We start from the raw sequence: 19,992 nt of genomic DNA, 5'->3' as shown, positions 1-19,992 counted from the left end.
AGAGCAATCGGTTGCTCCGGTGCAGCTAATGCCTGTACTCCCCGACCGACATCTTCGCGTGTGACCACGGCTGACGGCAGGTCTCCTGGCTCGCGGGTCATGACCTTAACGTCGCCTTCCCAGGACCGAGATTCCCAGTGGCACAGGACGAAAGATTCACCGCTTACAGTTGCGGGGGCAGCCGTGGCGTTGAGACAAATCCCGGCGTTGGGACGATCCCGCACCACATTCCCTTTTGATCTCCATGAGGAGAACCGTCGCCGATCATTTACGTGTCGTTGCGCCGGAGAGTCAATCGACCGGTCGTGCCAAGGAAAAGTTCTGGCCGGCCGGAGCCCGCCAGGAAGACGGCGAGGCCAAATTGCATGCGGAGAAGACGAAGCGAGCCGCCGTTCAGCCCCGCCCTCGCAAACGCTGGGCCTGGGCCCAGGCGACGGCGACATCGCGCGGCGGAACATCGACGCGCTTGATCGGGGTCAATTCGCCGGAGGCCGAGACGATCGCGGTTTCCTCGCGGCGGCAGCGTGTGCAGACGAAGCGGACCTCGTGCGGGGACGCCGACCAGCTCGACCGCTTCACATTGGCCGCCATCGGCCACGCATCGCAATGCGAGCACGACACCAGAAATCGACCGGGATCCAGCATACCCATTTCCATCGGACTCCGCGTCCTGCCCGCTCCTCCAATGATTAATCCAAGTGAATCGTTCCGGTGCCCGAGCACCGCCAGTTGCGCGGTTGCGCCCTTTGCAAGACAGCAGGCGTGCGCTCAGCGCGCGCCCTTGAGGGTGCAGGAGGTCGTGCAGGTGACCGTGGTACCGCGATCACAGGATTTGCAGGCACTGACGCACTGGTTCAGGTCGCGGGGATTGTAACTGTAGTTCCGCATCGGGCAGGCGGGCGTCGTCGAGCCGGTGATGTCCTGCTCCTGATCGCAGGCCGCCGTCATGAGCGCAAATATAATCACTGCAACGAGGCGCATGGGATTGCCCTGTCAGGCACGGCACAATGACGCTCACGGGACGCGCTGCACCGCAACGAACCCCGGTCTTCCCACCGCGAGCGCCGATCACCGACGCTCGCGTACCGTCAAGGATGCGCGCCAAACATTAAGAACGGATTGATTGCCGCCGGCCTCAGGCCGCAGCCTTGGTCGCGATCGCCTGCCGCATGTCCACCGCCAGCTGACGGTACTGCTCCGAAAGCTTCAGATAGAACTCGCGCTTGGCGCTGTCGGTGGCGAGCTTGGCGATCAGCTCGCATTCGGCGGTGAGCGTCTCGAACCGTTCCAGCCTGTCGTGAAGGTCTGTCATCGGCGTGTCCCCATCAAACGCCTCAAGGACATCCAACCTAAGCCCGGGAAATAGGTCACGGCGAACATCGTTATCGAGTGCAATCAATTTTTCCGATGCGCGGCCTATTTGCTGTCGAGCCGCCAGGCGCCATCCCATCCCTCGTCCGGCGGGCTCGTCTCGAACTGCGCGATGCGGCCGAGCATCATGCGCGAGGGACCATCGCCCGGGACGGCTTCAAGCGCCGCGTTGAAGGCCGCGCGCGCCGCATCGAACCGCCGGGCGCGATAGGCGGCGAGCGCTTCGGCATAGTGGGCGCGCAAGCTCGCTTGCGCGCCGGTGAGTGCACCCGCTTTCGCCATCACCTCGAAGATCGGCTGCGGCGCGCGCTGGCCCGCGACCGCCAGGCGATCGATCTCGCGCAGCTCGAGCCGCGATCCGATCGCCTCCGCGGTGGCCTGCGAGACCAGGATGCGGGTGCCGTAGATCTTGTTGGCGGCCTCCAGGCGCGAGGCGAGATTCACGGCATCGCCCATCACGGTGAAGCTCATCATCAATTCCGAGCCGATGCTGCCGGTCAGGACCTCGCCGGTGGCAATGCCGATCCGCAGATCGCATGGCGCCGGCATGGCGCGGATGCCGAGCAGGTCCGGCAGTTGCCTCTGGAGCGCGGGCACCTGGTCGGTCATCTCGATGGCGGCGAGCCCCGCGAGCGGCGCCTGCTCGTCCTCCGCGATAAAGGGCGGGCCCCAATAGGACATGATGGCATCACCGATATACTTGTCGATGATGCCGCGATTGTTCCTGATCGGAGCGGACATGACAGTGAAATAGTGGTTCATCACCTTGACGAGGCCGCGCGGGGTCATGCCCTCGCTCATCGAGGTGAAGCCGCTCATGTCGCAGAACATGATGGTCATGACCCGGCGCTCGCCGTCGATCGCGACCTCCGGCCGGTCGATCAGCCCCTGCACCACCTTGGGATCGATGTAGCGGCCGAAGGTCTCGCGGATGCGCTCGTTGTGCCTGAGCTGCTCGGTCATGCGGTTGAAGGCCGCCGCGAGCTCGCCGATCTCGTCCTGTGTGGAGACGGTGATGGTCTTGTCGAAGCGGCCCGCCTCGACCTCGCGGGTGCCGGCGAGCAGCAGCCGCACCGGGCGCGTGATGCCGCTGGACACCAGGAGCGCAAACACAAATCCGACGATCGCCGCGAGCAAGGTCACGATGCCAGAAATGACGATCGCCTGATGCTGGCGGCTGATCACCTGCGCCGTCGAGAAGAAGACCTGCGTCAGCATGTCGGCGCGGATCGCATCGACCTTCTGGTTGAACGCATCACGCAGGGTGTCGAGCTGTTCGAGCGTGCCGCGGGCCTCGACCATGTCCTTGGCCTCGACCTGCCTGAGCAGCCTCGCATTGCCCTGGTCCAGATCGCGCCGCAGCTCGGTGACGGCGCTTTCGATCCGGACGTCGAGCCGCGCCAACGCGGCATTGTCGGAATACGTCCTGGGATCGTCGATGATCGCGTTGATGAGCTTGCGCGCGGCCTCGGCCTCCTCCTCGAACTTGCGGTCCAGGGCCTCGAAGTCTCGGAGCCGCGTCGTATAGGCCTCTTCGTCGGTCGGCGATCCCATCCTGGTCATGATCATTCGCCGCAGCGCCAGCGCCCGCTCCAGCGAGCGGATATTGGCGCGGGCCAAATGGCTATAGGCCGGGATATAGCGGTTGGTCAGCTCGTCGAGCAGGACGCCGACCTGGCTCGACATCACCATCGACAGGATCGAGGTGACCAGCATCAGGACGATCAAGCCGAGGGCGATGCCGACGATCTTGCGCCGGATCGACTGATTGAAAATCGGCATAGGTGCAGGGCAAAGGCTGGAAGGACGGAACGGGGAACTCAATACACCGGATTTGGCCCCGGGAACACGCGGATCTGTCCGTCCATGGCGCCGTGAGCCGCTGCGAAGCGACGCGCAAGCCCAAGCGTTAACAAAGGTTAAGGAAGCTGCCCTTTCTGCCCCTAGAGAAGTTCCCGAGTTCCAATCCGTATTTTGCCGCATTGTTGCATGAGCGTGAGGAATGCGAAACGATGCCGCGGCATCGTTTGGTGTCGTCTTTGATTCTCAAGCCGCATGTCGTCGCGGACCTTGGTTTGTAGTGGTTTCGCAGGGGGACCATCGAATGAACCAGTGCCTACGCTCGCTCGCGTGTGTCGTTGCCGTGGCCGCAATGGCTTTCCTGCCTACCGAGCTCGCGGCAAAGAGCAGTCACAAATCATCCGCGCCGAAGAAGACGCATGAGGCGAAAGCCGGCAAGCAGCGTCATGCGGCGGCCAAGTCCTCAGCAAAGCCGCGTCACGGCAAGCATGCCGAGGCCAAGCGCAAGTCGAAGAAGCACGACGACGAGCCTGCGGACAAGCCGGCCGCGCCGGCACTGACCGGCGACCTCGCCGCGCTGAAGGACGCCATCGACCTTGCGCGCAAGGGCAAGACGGAGGACGCGAACGCCGCGCGCGACCGCATTGCCGATCCCGCGGGACAGAAGCTCGCCGACTGGTTCATGCTGCGCCATTCCGAGAGCACCGCGAACTTCAAGCGCTATGCCGGCTTCCTCGCCGCCAATCCGGACTGGCCGAGCAGCGCGCTGCTGCGCCGGCGCGCCGAGGCGCGGCTGTGGCAGGAGAAGAGCGACGCCACCACCGTGCACAAATTCACCATGGATCGTCCGACCAGCGCCAAGGGCAAGTTCGCGCTCGCCCGCGTGCTGCTGAGCGAAGGCGACACGGACAGGGCTGCGCAGCTGGTGCGCGAGGCCTGGCGTACGGACGAATTGTCAGAGCGCAGCGAGGAGGACGCCTATGAGGCGTTCCGCGATCTCCTCACCGGAGATGATCATCGCGCCCGCATGGACAAGCGGCTCGGCGCCAAGGACTATGCGGGTGCGCGGCGCGCCGCAAAGCGGCTCGGCGAGGATGCGCTTGCGATCGTCAAGGCCTGCGCCGCCGTAACCGGCAAGGCCAGCAAGGCCAAGGATTATCTCGACGACGTGGCGGCCCAAGAACGCCGCGATCTCGGCTATGTGCTCTGCCGCGCGCAATGGCACCTGCAGAACGACCGTATCGACGACGCCGCCGAGGCGATCCTGGCCGCCGCACCCGGCACCATGGCCGCACAGGACACCGATGCCTGGTGGCGCGAGCGCCGCCTGCTGGCGCGCAAGCTGCTCGACCAGGGCAAGTTCAAAACCGCCTACGACGTGGTACGCACGGCCGCGGTGCCTGAAAAGGAAGTCTATCGCGTCGATTATCACTTCATGTGCGGCTGGATCGCGCTGCGCTTTCTGAACGATCCCAAGACCGCGATGGTGCACTTCGCCGCGATCGACGAAGGCTCGGCCAATCCGATCGCGCTGTCGCGCGCCCATTACTGGCGCGGCCGTGCCGCCGAGGCGATGGGTGCCACCGCCGATGCACGCATGAGCTACCGGGCGGCCTCGCGCTATTCGACCGCCTATTACGGCCAGCTGGCGCGTGCAAAGCTCGGTCTCGAGCGCATCGAGCTGCGGCCGCCCTCACCGGTGCTGGCCGCCGCCGATGCGCCGCCCGCGGACGAGCGCGTGCGCGCTGCCGACATGCTTTACGGTATCGGCGAGCGCGACATCGTGTTCTATTTCGCCGAGGACTTTGCCAAGGAGAGCACCGACGTCGCAGCGCTCGAAGCGCTCGGCGAGCTCGCCGGAAGGCGCAACGATGCGCGCGTGATGCTGGAGGTTGGCAAATCGGCGCTGGCGCGCGGGCTTGCCCTCGACCATTACGCGTTCCCGACCATCGGCATCCCCGAGCATAAGCAGGTGGCGCCCGCCATCGAGACCAGCGTGATCTATTCGGTGGCCCGCACCGAAAGCTCATTCGACCAGCGCGACAAGTCGTCGGCCAATGCGGTCGGCCTCATGCAGGTGACGCCTGAAGCGGGCCGCGATACGGCAAAGCGCTTCGGCCTGACCTACGATTGGGACAAGATGGTCTCCGATCCCGTCTATAACACCCAGATGGGTGCGGCCGAGCTCAGCGCGTTGCTGTCGGAATATCGCGGCAACCAGATCATGACCTTCGCCGGCTATAATGCCGGCCGCGGCCGCGTGCGCGAATGGGTGCAAGCTCGCGGCGATCCGCGCGATCCCAATGTCGATCCGGTCGACTGGGTCGAGCGCATCCCGCTGTCGGAGACGCGCAACTACGTCCAACGCGTGATGGAGAACGTGCTGGTCTATCGCGCCCGGTTCGAGGGCAGCAGCATGCTCGCCGGCAAGAGCGACGAACGGGTGGTGACGAAGGACGCCAGCGCCAAGGCGATGCCGGCGGGATTGACGGGGACGGAGTAATCTCCGAGCGGCGCAGCTTCCTTGGGTGGATTAGCGCTAATCCACCCATTTTGTCGCAGCACAAGAAGAGGTGGATTACGCCTTTCGGCTAATCCACCTACGAGGCCCCGCCTAATCCACCTTGATGTTCGCCGCCTTGATGATCGGCCACCATTTTGCGATCTCGGCCTTCTGACGGGTGCCGAGCGCTTCGGGGGTGAGCTGGTCCTTCGGCGTCATCTCCAGGCCCTGGCTTTCGAGCTGCTTCTTTACAGCGGGATCGTTCAGCGCCTCTACAGCTGCGGCATTGAGCTTCGTCACGATCTCCTTCGGCGTGCCCTTCGGCACCCACATGCCTGACCACAGCGTCATGTTGAAGCCTTTCAGGCCCGCCTCCTCCGCGGTCGGGATGTCAGGCGCCGAGGACAGGCGCTTGCTGTCGGTGATGGCGTAGGCGCGGATGGTGCCGGCGCGAACCTGGCCGATCGAGTTGGAGGTCTGGTCGACGATGATGTCGATCTGGCCGGCGATGAGATCGTTCAGGGCCGGCGCAGTGCCGCGATACGGCACATATTGGAGCTTGATGCCGGAGACGCTCTCGAAATAGACGCCGGCGATGTGGCTGCCGGAGCCGGCCCCTGCGGTGCCGGCCGTGGGCGGCGACGGTCGCGATTTCAGCCATTCGATCAGCTCCTTCAGCGAGGTCGCAGGCACCGCGGTCTTGCTGACCACGATCATGGGATTGCTGGGCAAGAGCACCACCGGCTCGAGATCGGCGAGGAGGTCGTATTTGAGCTTGTAGACGGCGCCGTTGGCGACGTGGGTGCCGAGATGGCCGAACGAGATGGTGTAGCCGTCCGGCGGCGACTGCACCGCACGGGCAACGCCGATCGAGCCACCCGCGCCGGTGACGTTCTCGACCACGACGGGCTGACCAAGCGACACGCGCATGCGCTCGGCAAGCACGCGCGCCATCGCATCCGACGGGCCGCCGGCCGCGAACGGCACGATGATGGTCACGGGATGGGAGGGAAATTCATCGGCGCGCACGGCACCGGTCACAGCGAGAATAGCAAACAGCGCAGCCCAGACGGCCTTCGTCATTGTCTTCTCCCCAGCGATGTCATTGTTATTTTTGCTCTTCCCGCGTACGGGAAGAGGGATCATTCGTGGCGTGGTGCCGCGCTAAAACTAGAACTGCGAATAGTCGATCGGCTTGTGACGGTCGAGCGTGCGGGTGACCGGCGGCAGCGGATATTTCAGGCCGGTGGCGCAGTTGAACAACATCACGCGATCGGACTTGCTGACGCGGCCGTCGGCGAGGCTGTCCTTGTAGGCCGCATAGGTGGCAGCTCCCTCGGGGCACAGCAAGAGCCCCTCCTCGCGCGCGACCTCGTTCAGCGCCGCCGAGATCTTGTCGTCATCGACCGCAATCGCAAAGCCCTTGCTCTCGCGCACCGCACGCAGGATCAGGAAATCGCCGATCGCCTGCGGCACGCGGATGCCCGAGGCAATGGTGTGGGCGTCCTCCCAGCGCGTCGCGTGCTCGGTGCCGGCCTCGTAAGCGCGCACCATCGGCGCGCAGCCTGAGGCCTGCACCGCGACCATGCGCGGGCGCTTCGAGCCGATGAAGCCGATCTTCTCGAGCTCGTCGAACGCCTTCCACATGCCGATCAGGCCGGTGCCGCCGCCGGTCGGATAGAAGATCACGTCCGGCACGTCCCAGCCGAGCTGCTCGGCGAGCTCCAGGCCCATCGTCTTCTTGCCCTCGATGCGGTACGGCTCCTTCAGCGTGGAGGTGTCGAACCAGCCGACCTTGGCCTTGCCCTCGCCGACGATCTTGCCGCAATCGTCGATATAGCCGTTGACGCGGTAGACGGTCGCGCCCTGCAGCTCGATCTCGCTGACATTCACTTCCGGCGTGTCGGCCGGGCAGAAGATCGTGGTCTTGATGCCGCACGAGGTGGCGTAGGCGGCGAGCGCTGCGCCGGCATTGCCGTTGGTCGGCATCGCCATGTGCTGGATGCCGAGTGCCTTGCCCATCGACACAGCCATCACGAGGCCGCGCGCCTTGAACGAGCCGGTCGGCAGCCGCCCCTCGTCCTTCACGATGATCTCGCCACCGCCGAGCTTCTTCCCGAGCTTGGGCAGCCGGATCAGCGGCGTCGTGACCTCGCCGAGCGAGACGATGTCCTTGCATTTGCGCACCGGCAGCAGCTCGCGGTAGCGCCACATGTCGCCGGGCCGCTCCTTGAGCGCATCCTTGGTCAGCGCCTTCTTCACGCCCGCAAGGTCGTAGCGCACCAGCAGCGGCTTGCCGGCCTTGGAGAGATTATGGACCTGGTCGGCCGCGTAATGATCGCCCTCCATCGCGCATTCGAGATGCGTGACGAAGGTCGGGCGCTCGATGGTGAGGTTGTCGTTGTCGTGCATGGGGTGATTTCCTTCTTGTTTTGCAAACAGCTCTCTCTGCTCGTCATTGCGAGCGCAGCGAAGCAATCCAGAATCTTTCCGCAGAGGCAGTCTGGATTGCTTCGCTGCGCTCGCAATGACCGCGGCGGGCGACGCCCTCGTCCGTCAAATATTCAACACCCGTCCATACGCATCCAGCACGGCCTCCTTCATCATCTCCGACAGGGTCGGATGCGGGAAGACCGTGTGCATCAGCTCTTCTTCGGTGGTCTCCAGGTTCATGGCGACCACGTAGCCCTGGATCAGCTCGGTGACCTCGGCGCCGACCATGTGGGCCCCCAGCAGCTGGCCGGTTTTCTTGTCGAAGATGACCTTGACCAGGCCCTGATCCTCGCCTAGCGCGATCGCCTTGCCGTTGCCGACGAAGGGGAAGCGGCCGACGCGGATCTCGCGGCCGCTCTCCTTGGCCTTGGCTTCTGTGAGGCCAACCGAGGCGACCTGGGGATGGCAATAGGTGCAGCCCGGGATCATGTTCTTGTCCATCGGGTGCGGATTGAGGCCCTTGATCGCCTCGACGCAGATCACGCCCTCATGCTCGGCCTTGTGCGCGAGCATCGGGGGACCTGCGACATCGCCGATGGCGTAGATTCCGGGGACGTTGGTCTTGCAGTGACCGTCGACCACGATGATGCCGCGGTCGGTCTTCACGCCGAGTTTTTCCAGGCCGAGATTCTCGATGTTGCCGACGACACCGACCGCCGAGATCACGCGCTCGAACTCGGTCGTGACAGGCTTGCCCTTGCCGTCGTCGATGGTGGCGACGACGCTGTCGGCCTTCTTCTCCAGCTTCGTCACCTTGGTCGAGGACATGATCTTGATGCCCTGCTTCTCCAGCCGCTTGCGCGCGAAACCCGCGATCTCGGCGTCCTCGACCGGGAGGATCTGCGGCAGCACCTCGACCACGGTCACATCGCTTCCCATGGTGTGGAAGAACGAGGCAAACTCGATTCCGATCGCGCCGGAGCCGACCACCAGCAGCGACTTCGGCATCCGCTCCGGCACCATCGCCTCGAAATAGGTCCAGACCAGCTTCTTGTCGGGCTCGAGCCCGGGCAGCACGCGCGGCCGTGCGCCGGTCGCGACGATGATGTGCTTGGCCTGGTAAGTCCCCTCGCCCAGCGATCCCTTGGGCGCCTCGACATCGGACTTCTTCACCGTGATCTTGCCGGGCGCATCGATCGAGGCTGCGCCCCAGATCACGCTGACCTTGTTCTTCTTCATCAGGAAGCCGACGCCGGTGTTCAGCTGCTTCGAGACACCGCGCGAACGCTGCACCACGGCCTTCGGATCGAACGAGACCTTCTCCGCCGACAGGCCGTAATCCCCGGCGTGCTGCATGTAATGGTAGATTTCGGCCGAGCGCAGCAGCGCCTTGGTCGGAATGCAGCCCCAGTTCAGGCAGATGCCGCCGAGGTAGGATTTCTCGACGATCGCGGTCTTGAAGCCGAGCTGGGCGGCACGGATCGCCGTGACGTAGCCGCCGGGACCGGAGCCGATGATGATGACGTCGAAGGATGTATCGGCCATGGCGGCTCCCGTTCAATTCAAGAGGCGCCGCGAGCGCGGCGCTTGACCAGAAAAGATCTCATCAGCCATTCGAGTACCGCCACCAGGACCATAACGGCCAGCGTGGTGAGCACGATCGGCTGAGCGATGTTCCGTGCCAGTTGCTCTCCGGCAAAGAAGGCAGAGTGAAGAAAGTCGAGCCCAATCGGGTTGAGCGCGACGACGGCGCCGAGCAGCAGCGATATCCATGGCCAGCGGGTCCGGACATGCAAGGTTGCCCCCTCTCCCGCTGCGTCAGACCATCATCATCACAGGATTTTCGATCAACTGCTTGAAGGCGCCGATCAGCTCGGCTCCGAGCGCGCCGTCGATGGCGCGATGATCGCAGGACAGGGTCACGCTCATCATGTGCGCGATCTCGATCTTGCCGCCGCGCACGACGGGACGTTCCTCGCTGGTGCCGACCGCGAGGATGGTCGCATGCGGCGGGTTGATCACGGCGGTGAAGTGGCTGATGCCGTACATGCCGAGGTTGGAGACGGCCGTGGTGCCGCCCTGATATTCCTCGGGCTTCAATTTGCGGGATCGCGCGCGCGCGGCAAAATCCTTCATCTCGTTGGAGATGGTCGACAGCGTCTTGGTCTCGGCCTTGCGGATGATCGGCGTGATCAGGCCGCCCGGCATCGCCACCGCGACGCCGACGTCGGAATGGTGGTGCTTGACCATGCCGCTTTCGGTCCAGCTCACATTGCAGTTCGGGATCTTCTGCAACGCCACCGCCATCGCCTTGATGACGAAGTCGTTGACCGAGATCTTGTAGAGCGGCTTCTTCTCCTTGTCCTTCGGCGCGGCGGCGTTGATCTCCTCGCGGGCGGCGAGCAGCTTGCCGATATCGCAGTCGATGGTCAGGTAGAAGTGCGGGATATTCTGGATCGACGCGGTCAGGCGCTGCGCGATGGTGCGGCGCATGCCGTCATGCGGGACGATGTCGTAGGAGCCCGGCTCGAACAGCGACAGGATCTGCTTGTCCGACATGGTCGGCGCGATCGCGGGCGCGCCCGACGGGGCCGCGGCGGGGGCTTTGAGGCCCTTGCCGGATTTGGCCTGCTCGACGTCGCGCGCGACCACGCGCCCATGCGGGCCGGTGCCGGTGACCATGCCGACATCGATGCCGGCTTCCTTGGCGAGGCGTCGCGCCAGCGGCGATGAGAACACGCGGCCGCCATGGCCATTGGCCTGCGCGGTCGGAGCGGCAGCCTGCGGCGCGGGTGCTGCGGCAGGCGGCGGGGCCTTGGGTGCAGCAGGCGCTGGTGCGGCCGCCGGGGCAGCAGTGGGCGCTTCAGCAGCTTTCGGCGGCGCGGCCGAAGCGCTGGGCTTGGCGCTGCTTGCGGCCTTCACATCCTCGCCCTCGCCGGCAAGCACGGCGATCACGTCGTTGACCGGGACATCCTGCGTGCCCTCGGGCACCAGGATCTTGGCGATCGTGCCCTCGTCGATCGCCTCGACCTCCATGGTCGCCTTGTCGGTCTCGATCTCGGCGATGACGTCGCCGGATTTGACCTTGTCGCCTTCCTTCTTCAGCCACTTGGCGAGGTTGCCCTTCTCCATCGTCGGCGAGAGAGCGGGCATCAGGATGTTGATGGGCATGCTGACCTCACGAAGAACTTCTCAAAACGTCGTCTTCGACAGCCGAAGACGAACAGACCAGGTTTAGTTGCCGATGTCGCCCTGCCACAGGCGCTCATTGGCAGGGATGGAACGCCAATTCTTCATCATGGTGATGGAGCGCTGGTCGGCAAGGTCGATCCAGGGAATGCCGAACTTGTCGAGGATGTCCCTGGAGCCCTCGAAGGTGACGGACTCTCCGATCACCACGAGCTTGACCTTGAACAGCGCGAGCGCGCCAGCACACATCGAGCATGGCGACAGCGTGGTGTACATGACCGTGTCGTGGAACGAGATCGCGCCCGCCTCGCGCAGGCAGCTCATCTCGCCATGAAGGATCGGATTGTTCTCTTGCACGCGGTTGTTGTGACCGCGGGCGATGATCTTGTTGTCGCGCGTCAGCACCGCACCGATTGGCAGGCCGCCTTGCGCGATCGAGGCCTCGGCCTCGCGGATCGCTTCGAGCATCAGATCGTAATGATGGGCTTCGATTGCCACGTCAGTGTCCCTTGCCGCTCGGCGTCGTCGTGCCGGTGTCGGTGGGGCGCTCGATCTCGGCCTGGAACATCTCCAGGATCCGGTTCAGGGCGTCCTCCTCGGTGTAATCGCTCTCGCGTGCATAGGCGCGCGCGGCGTGGCGGGCGAGATCGACCAGCAACAGGCCCCACATGTCGGGCTCCTCGAAGGCGCGCTGGAACGCCATCGACAGGCCGCCGTCCAGAACGAAGACGCGCAGGATCTCGACCGCGTCGTCGCGGGTCATGACGTCGGGGGGCAGTGGCTGCTCCTTGGGGCCCGCCATGGTCTACCTGTAGCAGACGGCTTTGGCGGCCTCGACGACTTCCGCCGCCGAGGGCAGCGCGAGCTTCTCCAGGTTGGCGGCATAGGGCATCGGCACGTCCTTGCCGGACACGCGCGCAACCGGCGCGTCGAGATAATCGAAGGCGTTCTCCATGATGCGCGCGGCGATCTCGGCACCGACACCGCTCTGGGCCCAGCCCTCTTCCACGGTGACGGCGCGCCCGGTCTTCTTGACCGAGTTGATGATGGTCTCGGTGTCCATCGGCCGCAGCGTCCGCAGGTCGATCACCTCGGCCTCGATCCCGTCCTTGGCGAGCTCGTCGGCCGCCTTCAGCGCGTAGGTCATACCGTTCGACCAGGAGATGATCGTGACATGGCTACCGGAGCGCACGATGCGGGCCTTGCCGATCGGGATGATGAAGTCGTCGAGCTTGGGCACTTCGCCGGTGTGGCCGTAGAGCACCTCGTTCTCGAGGAAGATCACCGGATTGGGATCGCGGATCGCGGCCTTCAAAAGCCCCTTGGCGTCAGCCGCCGAATACGGCGCGACGACCTTGAGGCCGGGAATGTGCGAGTACCAGGACGAATAGTCCTGGCTGTGCTGGGCGGCGACACGTGCCGCAGCGCCGTTGGGCCCGCGGAACACGATCGAGCAGCCCATCTGGCCGCCGGACATGTAGAGCGTCTTCGCCGCCGAGTTGATGATCTGGTCGATCGCCTGCATGGCGAAGTTGAAGGTCATGAACTCCACGACGGGCTTGAGCCCCGTCATCGCGGCGCCGACGCCGACGCCGGCAAAGCCGTGCTCGGTGATCGGGGTGTCGATGACGCGCTTGGCGCCGAACTCCTGCAGCAGGCCCTGGGTCACCTTGTAGGCGCCCTGATATTCGGCAACCTCTTCGCCCATCACGAAGACGTCGGCGTCGCGGCGCATCTCCTCGGCCATGGCGTCGCGCAAGGCTTCGCGGATGGTCTGCGTCACCATCTCGGTGCCTTCAGGCACTTCCGGGTCGGGCTCGGCGGCGGCTTGCGGCGCAGGGGCAGCCTTCGGGGCTGGCGCCTCGGCCTTTGCCGCGGCGGGCGGCGCTGACTCGGCCGCCTTCTGCGCGGCCGGCGCTTTCGCGAGGTCGGCAGCGCTTTCGCCATCCGCCAAAATGGTCGCGATCGGCGTGTTCACGGCGACATCGGCGGTCCCCTCGGGGATCAGGATCTTGCCGAGGGTGCCCTCGTCGGTCGCCTCGACCTCCATGGTCGCCTTGTCGGTCTCGATCTCGGCGATGACGTCGCCGGATTTGATCGTCTCGCCCTCTTTCTTCAGCCATTTGGCGAGGTTGCCCTTCTCCATCGTGGGCGACAACGCGGGCATCAGCACTTGAATTGGCATATCTTCTCCAAAAGAAAGCTAGCGCGCGTTCAGCGGTACACGTCGGTCCAGAGCTCGGCGGCCTCCGGCTCGGGATCATGCTGGGCGAAATCGGCAGACGCGTTGACGATGTCGCGCACCTCGGCGTCGATCGCCTTCAAATCCTGCTCGCTGACCTTTGCGGCCAAGAGGCGGTTACGCACCTGCTCGATCGGGTCCTGGTCATGGCGGACCTTCTCGACCTCCTCGCGTGTGCGATATTTTGCAGGGTCGGACATCGAGTGGCCGCGATAGCGGTAGGTCTGCATCTCCAGGATGTACGGACCCTTGCCGGCGCGGCACCAGGCCGCCGCCTCCTCGCCCGCAGCCTTGACGGCGCGAACGTCCATGCCGTCGACCTGCTTGCCCGGAATATTGAAGGACACGCCGCGCTTGGAGAAGTCCTGCTGGGCCGAGGCGCGGGAGACCGCGGTACCCATGGCGTAGCGGTTGTTCTCGATGACGTAGATCACCGGCAGCTTCCAGAGCTCCGCCATGTTGAAGCTCTCATAGACCTGGCCCTGATTGGCCGCGCCGTCGCCGAAATAGGTGACGCTGACATTGTCGTTGCCGCGATAGTGATTGGCGAAGGCGAGACCGGTGCCGAGCGAGACCTGGGCGCCGACGATGCCGTGACCGCCGTAGAAGTGCTTCTCCTTGCTGAACATGTGCATGGAGCCGCCCTTGCCCTTGGAATAGCCACCGCGACGGCCCGTGAGCTCGGCCATGACGCCGTTGGCGTCCATGCCGGTCGCGAGCATATGGCCGTGATCACGATAGCCGGTGATAACCTGATCGCCCGGCTTCAGGGCCATCTGCATGCCGACAACCACGGCTTCCTGGCCGATATAGAGGTGGCAGAAGCCGCCGATCGCACCCATGCCATAGAGCTGGCCGGCCTTTTCCTCGAACCGCCGGATCAGGAGCATGTCGCGGAGCGCCTTGAGCTCCTGTTCCCTCGTGAATTCCGGAGGCGAGCCGCCGTCGGTCTTGTCCTGTGCAGTGCTTGCGGCGGCTTTCTTGGGTGCGGCCATGGGAATTCCGGGTCAGAGAAAACTTTCGCCCTCTCTAACCCAAGTCAAACGCCCTTGGAAAGCACCGCGGCGACATGCCACGATTTTCATTATGCCGCACTGCAACGTGATCGAAATATTGGAAAATCTTTGGCGCCGATCGGGCAACAAATCTACGTGTGCTGCTTCCGGGCCGGATCAAGAACTATGGAGCATGCGATTGCGGCCTTTGGAGCGGACGGCGCCTAAACGGCGCCGCCCTCTCCCTCCGCCGATCAGAAGAAGCCGAGCTTCTTCGGGCTGTAGCTGACCAGCAGGTTCTTGGTCTGCTGGTAATGATCGAGCATCATCTTGTGGGTCTCGCGACCGACGCCCGACTGCTTGTAGCCGCCGAACGCCGCGTGCGCGGGATAGGCATGATAGCAGTTGGTCCAGACCCGCCCGGCCTGGATCGCCCGGCCGAAGCGATAGCAGCGGTTGGCATCGCGGCTCCAGACGCCGGCACCCAGGCCGTACAGTGTGTCGTTGGCGATCTCGAGCGCCTCCTCGTCGGTCTTGAAGGTCGTGACCGAGACCACCGGGCCGAAGATCTCCTCCTGGAAGATCCGCATCTTGTTGTGCCCCTCGAACACGGTCGGCTGCACGTAGAAGCCGCCGGCGAGATCGCCGCCGAGATCGGCGCGTCCGCCGCCCGCGAGCACCTTGGCGCCCTCCTGCTTGCCGATCTCGATGTAGGACAGGATCTTCGCCAATTGCTCGCTGGAGGCCTGGGCTCCGATCATGGTGGTGGCATCGCGCGGGTCACCCTGCTTGATCGCCGCGACACGCTTCAGCGACCGCTCCATGAAGCGGTCATAGATGTCGGCGTGGACCAGTGCCCGGCTCGGACAGGTGCAGACCTCACCCTGGTTCAGCGCGAACATGACGAAGCCTTCGATCGCCTTGTCCAGGAAATCGTCGTCCTCGTCGGTGACGTCCTTGAAGAAGATGTTCGGCGACTTGCCGCCCAGCTCCAGCGTCACCGGGATAAGGTTTTGGCTGGCATATTGCATGATCAGCCGGCCCGTCGTGGTCTCGCCGGTGAAGGCGATCTTGGCGATGCGCGGGCTCGAGGCCAGCGGCTTGCCGGCCTCCAGGCCGAAGCCGTTGACGATGTTGAGCACGCCGGGCGGCAGGATATCGGCAATGATCTCGGCCCAGACCATGATCGAGGCCGGGGTCTGCTCGGCGGGCTTGAGCACGACGCAATTGCCGGCCGCGAGCGCAGGCGCGAGCTTCCAGCAAGCCATCAGCAACGGGAAGTTCCAGGGAATGATCTGACCGACCACACCGAGCGGCTCGTGGAAATGATAGGCGATGGTATCGTGGTCGATCTCGCCGATCGAGCCTTCCTGGGCGCGCACGACGCCGGCGAAATAGCGGAAGTGATCGATGGCGAGCGGGACGTCGGCGGCGCGGGTCTCGCGGATCGGCTTGCCGTTGTCCCAGGTCTCGGCGATGGCGAGACGCTCGAGATTGTCTTCCATGCGATCGGCGATCCGGTTCAGGATCGCGGCGCGCTCGGCGGCGCTGGTGCGGCCCCAGGCCGCTTTCGCGGCATGCGCCGCATCGAGCGCCAGCTCGACGTCCTGCGCGTCGGACCGTGCGATCTTGCAGACGATCTGGCCGTTCAGCGGCGAGGCATTGTCGAAATATTTGCCGGAGATCGGCGCGACGAATTTGCCGCCGATGAAATTGTCATAACGTTCGGCAAAGGGAACTTTGGTGACGCTGAGGAATTCCACCTTGTTCATTGATCACTCCCGATGTTTGCTGTTTGCGCAAGCCGTCGCGTGATCCGCGACTTGCGCGGACGATGATGCGGGAGGCGATTTCTGTCAGCCCTGAGGGGAGCGATGGCTGGGCTGACCTGTCGCAGTTCTGCGACAATGTCGTTGCCTCCTATGAGGAGCAAGCAAATCGGGCGCCAGCAGCTTCCACATCGTCATTGCGAGCCAACGGGGCCGCGCTTCGCGGGACCCGTTGGCTCGCAATGACGGAAATCTAGTGGTTCAGCTCGAACCGCTTCAGCTTTCTGTGCAGCGTGGCGCGGCTGACGCCGAGGGCCTTGGCGGCCGCCGAGACATTGCCGCCGGCGCGCAGCAGCGCCCGCTGCACAACCGCGCGCTGCCCACTGGCAAGATGGTCGCGCGCGGTATCGCCGCCGAGCAGATCGGCTGCGGGCACCGGCTGCAACGGCCGGCCCGGGGCAATTCCAAGCGCCAGCCGGGCGGAGCGGGTTGCGCCGATGACGAGATCGTCCGCATCGACCGCGACCAGACCTCCGCATTGGCCGTCTGCGCTTTGCGTGAGCACGATGCGGGCATGGGCGAAGGCCCTGCGGAACAGATCGGCTTCGATACGCTTGGCGGCCTCCCCGGTCGCAAGCGCGATCAGGCTGGAAAACGCATCAGTCCGATCGGCGCGGCAGGAGGAGACGTCGAGCACGCCCGCCAGCGCCGCCTCATGGTCGTAGATCGGAACGGCGGTGCAGCTCAGAAGCGTGTTGCGGGCGAAAAAATGCTGGTCGCGATCGATCGTCAGCGGACGCTGCTCAACGAGGCAGGTGCCGATGCCGTTGGTGCCTTCGTGCTCTTCGCTCCAGAGCGCACCGGTCCACAGCCCCCAGGACTGAAACGTTGCGTCATCCGCCGCCGTGCCGCGGCGATCGACCGGCACGCCCTCGCCGTCGGCGAGCAGCACGCAGCAGCCGCTCGCGCCGACGGCCTGATAGAGCCGGTCCATCGCGCCTTGCGCGGCGACCAGCAGCGGCGCGATCCGTTCGCGCGCATGGTGGAGCTCGGCTTCGGTCAGCCGCATCGGCGAGGTGCGGCCGACAGGATCGAGATGATGCAGTCTGGACGAACGACACCACGAGGCCACAAGCGCAGATCGTGCCGCCTGGCCTGACGCGATCGCGGCCTCGACACGGGCCGCGTGATGCCGGGGCATTGGCCCATTCATCACGGTTTCCTCCGGATAGCAGACTAGAACGTGCCGGTGCCGCCCGTTTGATCTGCGTCAACTTCGGCGACTGCCACCGAAGCCATGGGCCCGCCGGGGGGCCGTCGTCAAGGCGGCCGGCCGGCTGCGGGATTACGACCTTCGCAGGAGGCAACAGTGCGCCGATCGGATTTCGGCGGCGGCTTTCGGTGACGGTTTCGAAAACTGCGGAAAGCGCTAGTTCGCCGGGATCATCCGGACGAGATCGCGCGGATTGACGTAGTCGAGCTGGAAGCGTGCCCGCTCATCCAACATGTCGGGGTCGATCCGCTCGGACCGCAGCAGCGACACCCGCTGCTCGCTCCTGGCCCGCTCACGCTTGAGCTGGGCCAGCTCGCTGGTCAGCGCGATGATCTCCTGGTCGAGTTCCTGGCGGGCATTGAGGCCGTATTTGCCGGTATAGGCGTTCACGCCGAAATAGCCGACGATGGCGGCCGCCATCGCGTAGAGGGCAAGTCCGGTCAGGATCGATTTCAGGCGCGCGCGAGAGACCATCCTGGGAAGATGGGACAGATTGGTTAAGGGAGTGCTAATTTAATCAAAGTGGTCGTTCCGGGGCGGCTCGGAGAGCCGAACCCGGAATCTCGAGATTCCGGGTTCGATGCTGCGCATCGCCCCGGAATGACAGCGCCCTCTTAGCCCTGGTTCTTCGCCACGTGCGCGGCGAAGGCGTCGATGTATTGCTGCAGCACCGTCTTCAGGGAATCCTTGGTCAGGTTGCCCTCGGCATCGAAGGCATCGCCGACGCCGTTGAGGTAGATCTCCGGCTGCTGGAGCAACGGACCGGAAATGCCCGGCAGGATGTTCTGCAGATGCTTGGCCGCGCTAACGCCGCCGAGCGGACCCGGCGAGTTCGAGATGATGCCGACCGGCTTGCCGAGGAACGAGCTCTTGCCGTAAGGGCGCGAAGCGACATCGATCGCGTTCTTGAGAACACCCGGGATCGAGCGATTATATTCGGGAGTGACGAATAGCACGCCGTTCGACTTCTGCAGCTTGTCGCGGAAGGCCAGCCAGTCCGCGGGCGGCGCCCCCTCGAGATCCTGATTGAAGAACGAGATGCCCGCCGGCGTGATGACCTCGAGCTTGAGCGTATCAGGCGCGAGCTTGGCGAGCGCGTTGGCGATCTTGAGCGAGAAGCTCTCCTTGCGCAGGCTGCCGGCGATAACGACGATGTTGTAGGCCATGATTGTCCTTGAAACCTTGAGGGGAAGTGCCCGGCGGCACTTAAGCGATCCGGACCATTTGATGCAAGTGCATGAACCGGATTGATTTGGAAACGCAGCGTTTCGCGAAAGCAGATGGTCGCCCCAAAACAATCGGGCCGCCAAGCGGCGGCCCGACCTTCACGCAAATGTCCAGCTCAGATCAGATCGTCGGATTCCACGCCGATGGGATCAGGCGATATTTGGCGCCGTCCTTCTCGACATGGCCGATCGACGGGAACGTGAAGTGGAAGCCGATCACGGTCGCCTTCTCCGCCGCCGCCATGTCGTAGAATTTGTGGCGCGTCTCCTGCGCCATCGCGGCATCGTTGTCGAACATCACATGCCAGTCCGGATTACGCAGGAAGAATTCCGGAATGTTGGTGACGTCGGACTGGATCAGCACCTTGGCATCGCCGGAGGCGACCGCGAACGAGGTGTGGCCCGGCGTGTGGCCCGGGGTCGCGATCGAGGTGATGCCCGGCGCGACCTCCTTCCCCCACTCGTATTTGGTGACCTTGGACTCCAGGCCAGCGAAGGTCTTCTTCACGTTGGCGAAGTAGTTCTTCATCATCGGATTGGACTCGGCCTTGCCGGCGTTGTCCTCGCTGGTCCAGAACTCCCAATCCTTGCCCGGCACCATGATTTCGGCATTGGGGAATGCCAGCGCGCCGTCGGCGAGGCGAATACCGTTGGTGTGATCGGGATGCAGATGCGAGAGCAGAACGATGTCGATGGCTTTCGGATCGACGCCGGCGGCCTGGAGGTTCTGCAGCGTGCGGCCGACTGCGCCTTTGCTCGGCTCGAGATTGGCGACGCCGTTGCCAGTATCGATCAGAACGAGCTTGGAGCCGGTGTTGATGAGCTGCGGATTGAACGGCACCGTGACCATGCCCTTCGGCATGTAGGCCGCCTCGCCGGCGGCCAGCGCTTCCTCCTTCGGCTTGTTGGCGACGAACTTGTCGGGCATCGGGAAGGTGCGCGCACCGTCGTTGATCGAGGTGCACTCGAAGCTGCCGACCTTGTAGCGATAGAAGCCCGGCGCCTGCGTCCCGGCTTGCGGCACTGCGGCATCGGCAATGGTCGGACGAAGTCCGGTAGCGGCGGCCGCGCCGACGGCGGCAACACCTGCGAGCAGATGACGGCGATTGAGATCGGTCATGGAAAGGTCCCCTTCTGAGCCCTTGCGGTTTTCCGCATTCAATGGCTGCGGAATAATCCCCCGCTTCGCTC

Annotated in this window: 19 protein-coding genes and 1 riboswitch; of the genes, 1 reads left to right on the top strand and 18 read right to left on the bottom strand. The window is 64.5% G+C overall.

All coding sequences use genetic code 11. The features are described 5' to 3' along the window. Positions 1–57: 57 nt before the first annotated feature. Positions 58–274, bottom strand: a riboswitch (cobalamin riboswitch). Positions 275–393: 119 nt separating this feature from the next. The 4 genes from P6U31_RS17975 to P6U31_RS17960 form a co-directional block, all read right to left on the bottom strand. Next, a complete protein-coding gene (locus P6U31_RS17975) occupies positions 394–645 on the bottom strand; it encodes a hypothetical protein (RefSeq protein ID WP_407189689.1) in 252 nt (83 codons plus the stop codon). 123 nt (positions 646–768) lie between these two features. After that, positions 769–981 carry a hypothetical protein gene (locus P6U31_RS17970; RefSeq protein WP_128925896.1) on the bottom strand — a complete coding sequence of 71 codons (213 nt, stop codon included), beginning with the start codon at positions 979–981 and terminating at the stop codon, positions 769–771. Between the two features lie 154 nt (positions 982–1,135). Further along, positions 1,136–1,312 carry a hypothetical protein gene (locus P6U31_RS17965; RefSeq protein WP_407189687.1) on the bottom strand — a complete coding sequence of 59 codons (177 nt, stop codon included), beginning with the start codon at positions 1,310–1,312 and terminating at the stop codon, positions 1,136–1,138. Between the two features lie 104 nt (positions 1,313–1,416). Next, complete coding sequence (locus tag P6U31_RS17960; protein ID WP_407189685.1) at positions 1,417–3,153, bottom strand: adenylate/guanylate cyclase domain-containing protein; 1,737 nt, start codon at positions 3,151–3,153, stop codon at positions 1,417–1,419. Positions 3,154–3,475: 322 nt separating this feature from the next. Here P6U31_RS17960 and P6U31_RS17955 point away from each other — a divergent pair, with 322 nt between their 5' ends. Beyond that, on the top strand, positions 3,476–5,674 hold the full coding sequence (locus P6U31_RS17955) for a transglycosylase SLT domain-containing protein (protein ID WP_407189684.1): 2,199 nt from the start codon (positions 3,476–3,478) through the stop codon (positions 5,672–5,674). A gap of 111 nt (positions 5,675–5,785) precedes the next feature. On the opposite strand, the gene P6U31_RS17950 is transcribed toward P6U31_RS17955, so the two are convergent. The 14 genes from P6U31_RS17950 to P6U31_RS17885 form a co-directional block, all read right to left on the bottom strand. Beyond that, positions 5,786–6,757: a tripartite tricarboxylate transporter substrate binding protein BugD gene (locus P6U31_RS17950; protein ID WP_407189683.1), complete on the bottom strand. Its 972-nt coding sequence runs from the start codon at positions 6,755–6,757 to the stop codon at positions 5,786–5,788. 87 nt (positions 6,758–6,844) lie between these two features. Then, on the bottom strand, positions 6,845–8,086 hold the full coding sequence (locus tag P6U31_RS17945) for a threonine synthase (protein ID WP_407189681.1): 1,242 nt from the start codon (positions 8,084–8,086) through the stop codon (positions 6,845–6,847). A gap of 144 nt (positions 8,087–8,230) precedes the next feature. Beyond that, positions 8,231–9,652 carry a dihydrolipoyl dehydrogenase gene (gene lpdA, locus P6U31_RS17940; RefSeq protein ID WP_407189679.1) on the bottom strand — a complete coding sequence of 474 codons (1,422 nt, stop codon included), beginning with the start codon at positions 9,650–9,652 and terminating at the stop codon, positions 8,231–8,233. A gap of 17 nt (positions 9,653–9,669) precedes the next feature. Further along, entirely contained in the window at positions 9,670–9,903 is a 234-nt protein-coding gene (locus P6U31_RS17935) for a hypothetical protein (protein ID WP_407189678.1), read from the bottom strand. Positions 9,904–9,925: 22 nt separating this feature from the next. Beyond that, on the bottom strand, positions 9,926–11,278 hold the full coding sequence (locus P6U31_RS17930; protein WP_407189677.1) for a pyruvate dehydrogenase complex dihydrolipoamide acetyltransferase: 1,353 nt from the start codon (positions 11,276–11,278) through the stop codon (positions 9,926–9,928). 63 nt (positions 11,279–11,341) lie between these two features. Further along, positions 11,342–11,794, bottom strand: coding sequence for a nucleoside deaminase (locus P6U31_RS17925; protein ID WP_407189676.1), 453 nt, complete (start codon positions 11,792–11,794; stop codon positions 11,342–11,344). Position 11,795: 1 nt separating this feature from the next. Next, positions 11,796–12,098 (bottom strand): DUF5076 domain-containing protein, encoded by a 303-nt coding sequence (locus P6U31_RS17920; RefSeq protein WP_407189674.1) that lies wholly within the window; start codon positions 12,096–12,098, stop codon positions 11,796–11,798. Between the two features lie 3 nt (positions 12,099–12,101). After that, positions 12,102–13,481 carry a pyruvate dehydrogenase complex E1 component subunit beta gene (locus tag P6U31_RS17915; RefSeq protein WP_407189673.1) on the bottom strand — a complete coding sequence of 460 codons (1,380 nt, stop codon included), beginning with the start codon at positions 13,479–13,481 and terminating at the stop codon, positions 12,102–12,104. Positions 13,482–13,510: 29 nt separating this feature from the next. Continuing rightward, the gene (gene pdhA, locus P6U31_RS17910) at positions 13,511–14,533 is read right to left on the bottom strand and encodes a pyruvate dehydrogenase (acetyl-transferring) E1 component subunit alpha (protein ID WP_407189672.1); all 1,023 of its coding nucleotides are present in this window, start codon (positions 14,531–14,533) and stop codon (positions 13,511–13,513) included. A 254-nt stretch (positions 14,534–14,787) separates the two neighbouring features. Then, positions 14,788–16,305, bottom strand: coding sequence for an aldehyde dehydrogenase (adh, locus tag P6U31_RS17905; protein WP_407189671.1), 1,518 nt, complete (start codon positions 16,303–16,305; stop codon positions 14,788–14,790). A 250-nt stretch (positions 16,306–16,555) separates the two neighbouring features. Further along, positions 16,556–17,515 carry a GAF domain-containing protein gene (locus P6U31_RS17900; protein WP_407189669.1) on the bottom strand — a complete coding sequence of 320 codons (960 nt, stop codon included), beginning with the start codon at positions 17,513–17,515 and terminating at the stop codon, positions 16,556–16,558. A 216-nt stretch (positions 17,516–17,731) separates the two neighbouring features. Further along, positions 17,732–18,049, bottom strand: coding sequence for an FtsB family cell division protein (locus P6U31_RS17895; protein WP_407189668.1), 318 nt, complete (start codon positions 18,047–18,049; stop codon positions 17,732–17,734). A gap of 140 nt (positions 18,050–18,189) precedes the next feature. Further along, on the bottom strand, positions 18,190–18,741 hold the full coding sequence (locus tag P6U31_RS17890; protein ID WP_128925911.1) for an NADPH-dependent FMN reductase: 552 nt from the start codon (positions 18,739–18,741) through the stop codon (positions 18,190–18,192). Between the two features lie 181 nt (positions 18,742–18,922). Further along, a complete protein-coding gene (locus P6U31_RS17885; RefSeq protein ID WP_407189667.1) occupies positions 18,923–19,921 on the bottom strand; it encodes an MBL fold metallo-hydrolase in 999 nt (332 codons plus the stop codon). Positions 19,922–19,992 lie beyond the last annotated feature (71 nt).

Origin of the sequence: Bradyrhizobium centrosematis (assembly GCF_045571495.1) — a bacterium.
In the GTDB taxonomy this organism is placed as follows: Bacteria; Pseudomonadota; Alphaproteobacteria; order Rhizobiales; family Xanthobacteraceae; genus Bradyrhizobium; species Bradyrhizobium centrosematis.
The sequence above is the reverse complement of the archived record's forward strand: the minus strand, read 5'-3'. Positions and strand labels throughout refer to the sequence as shown.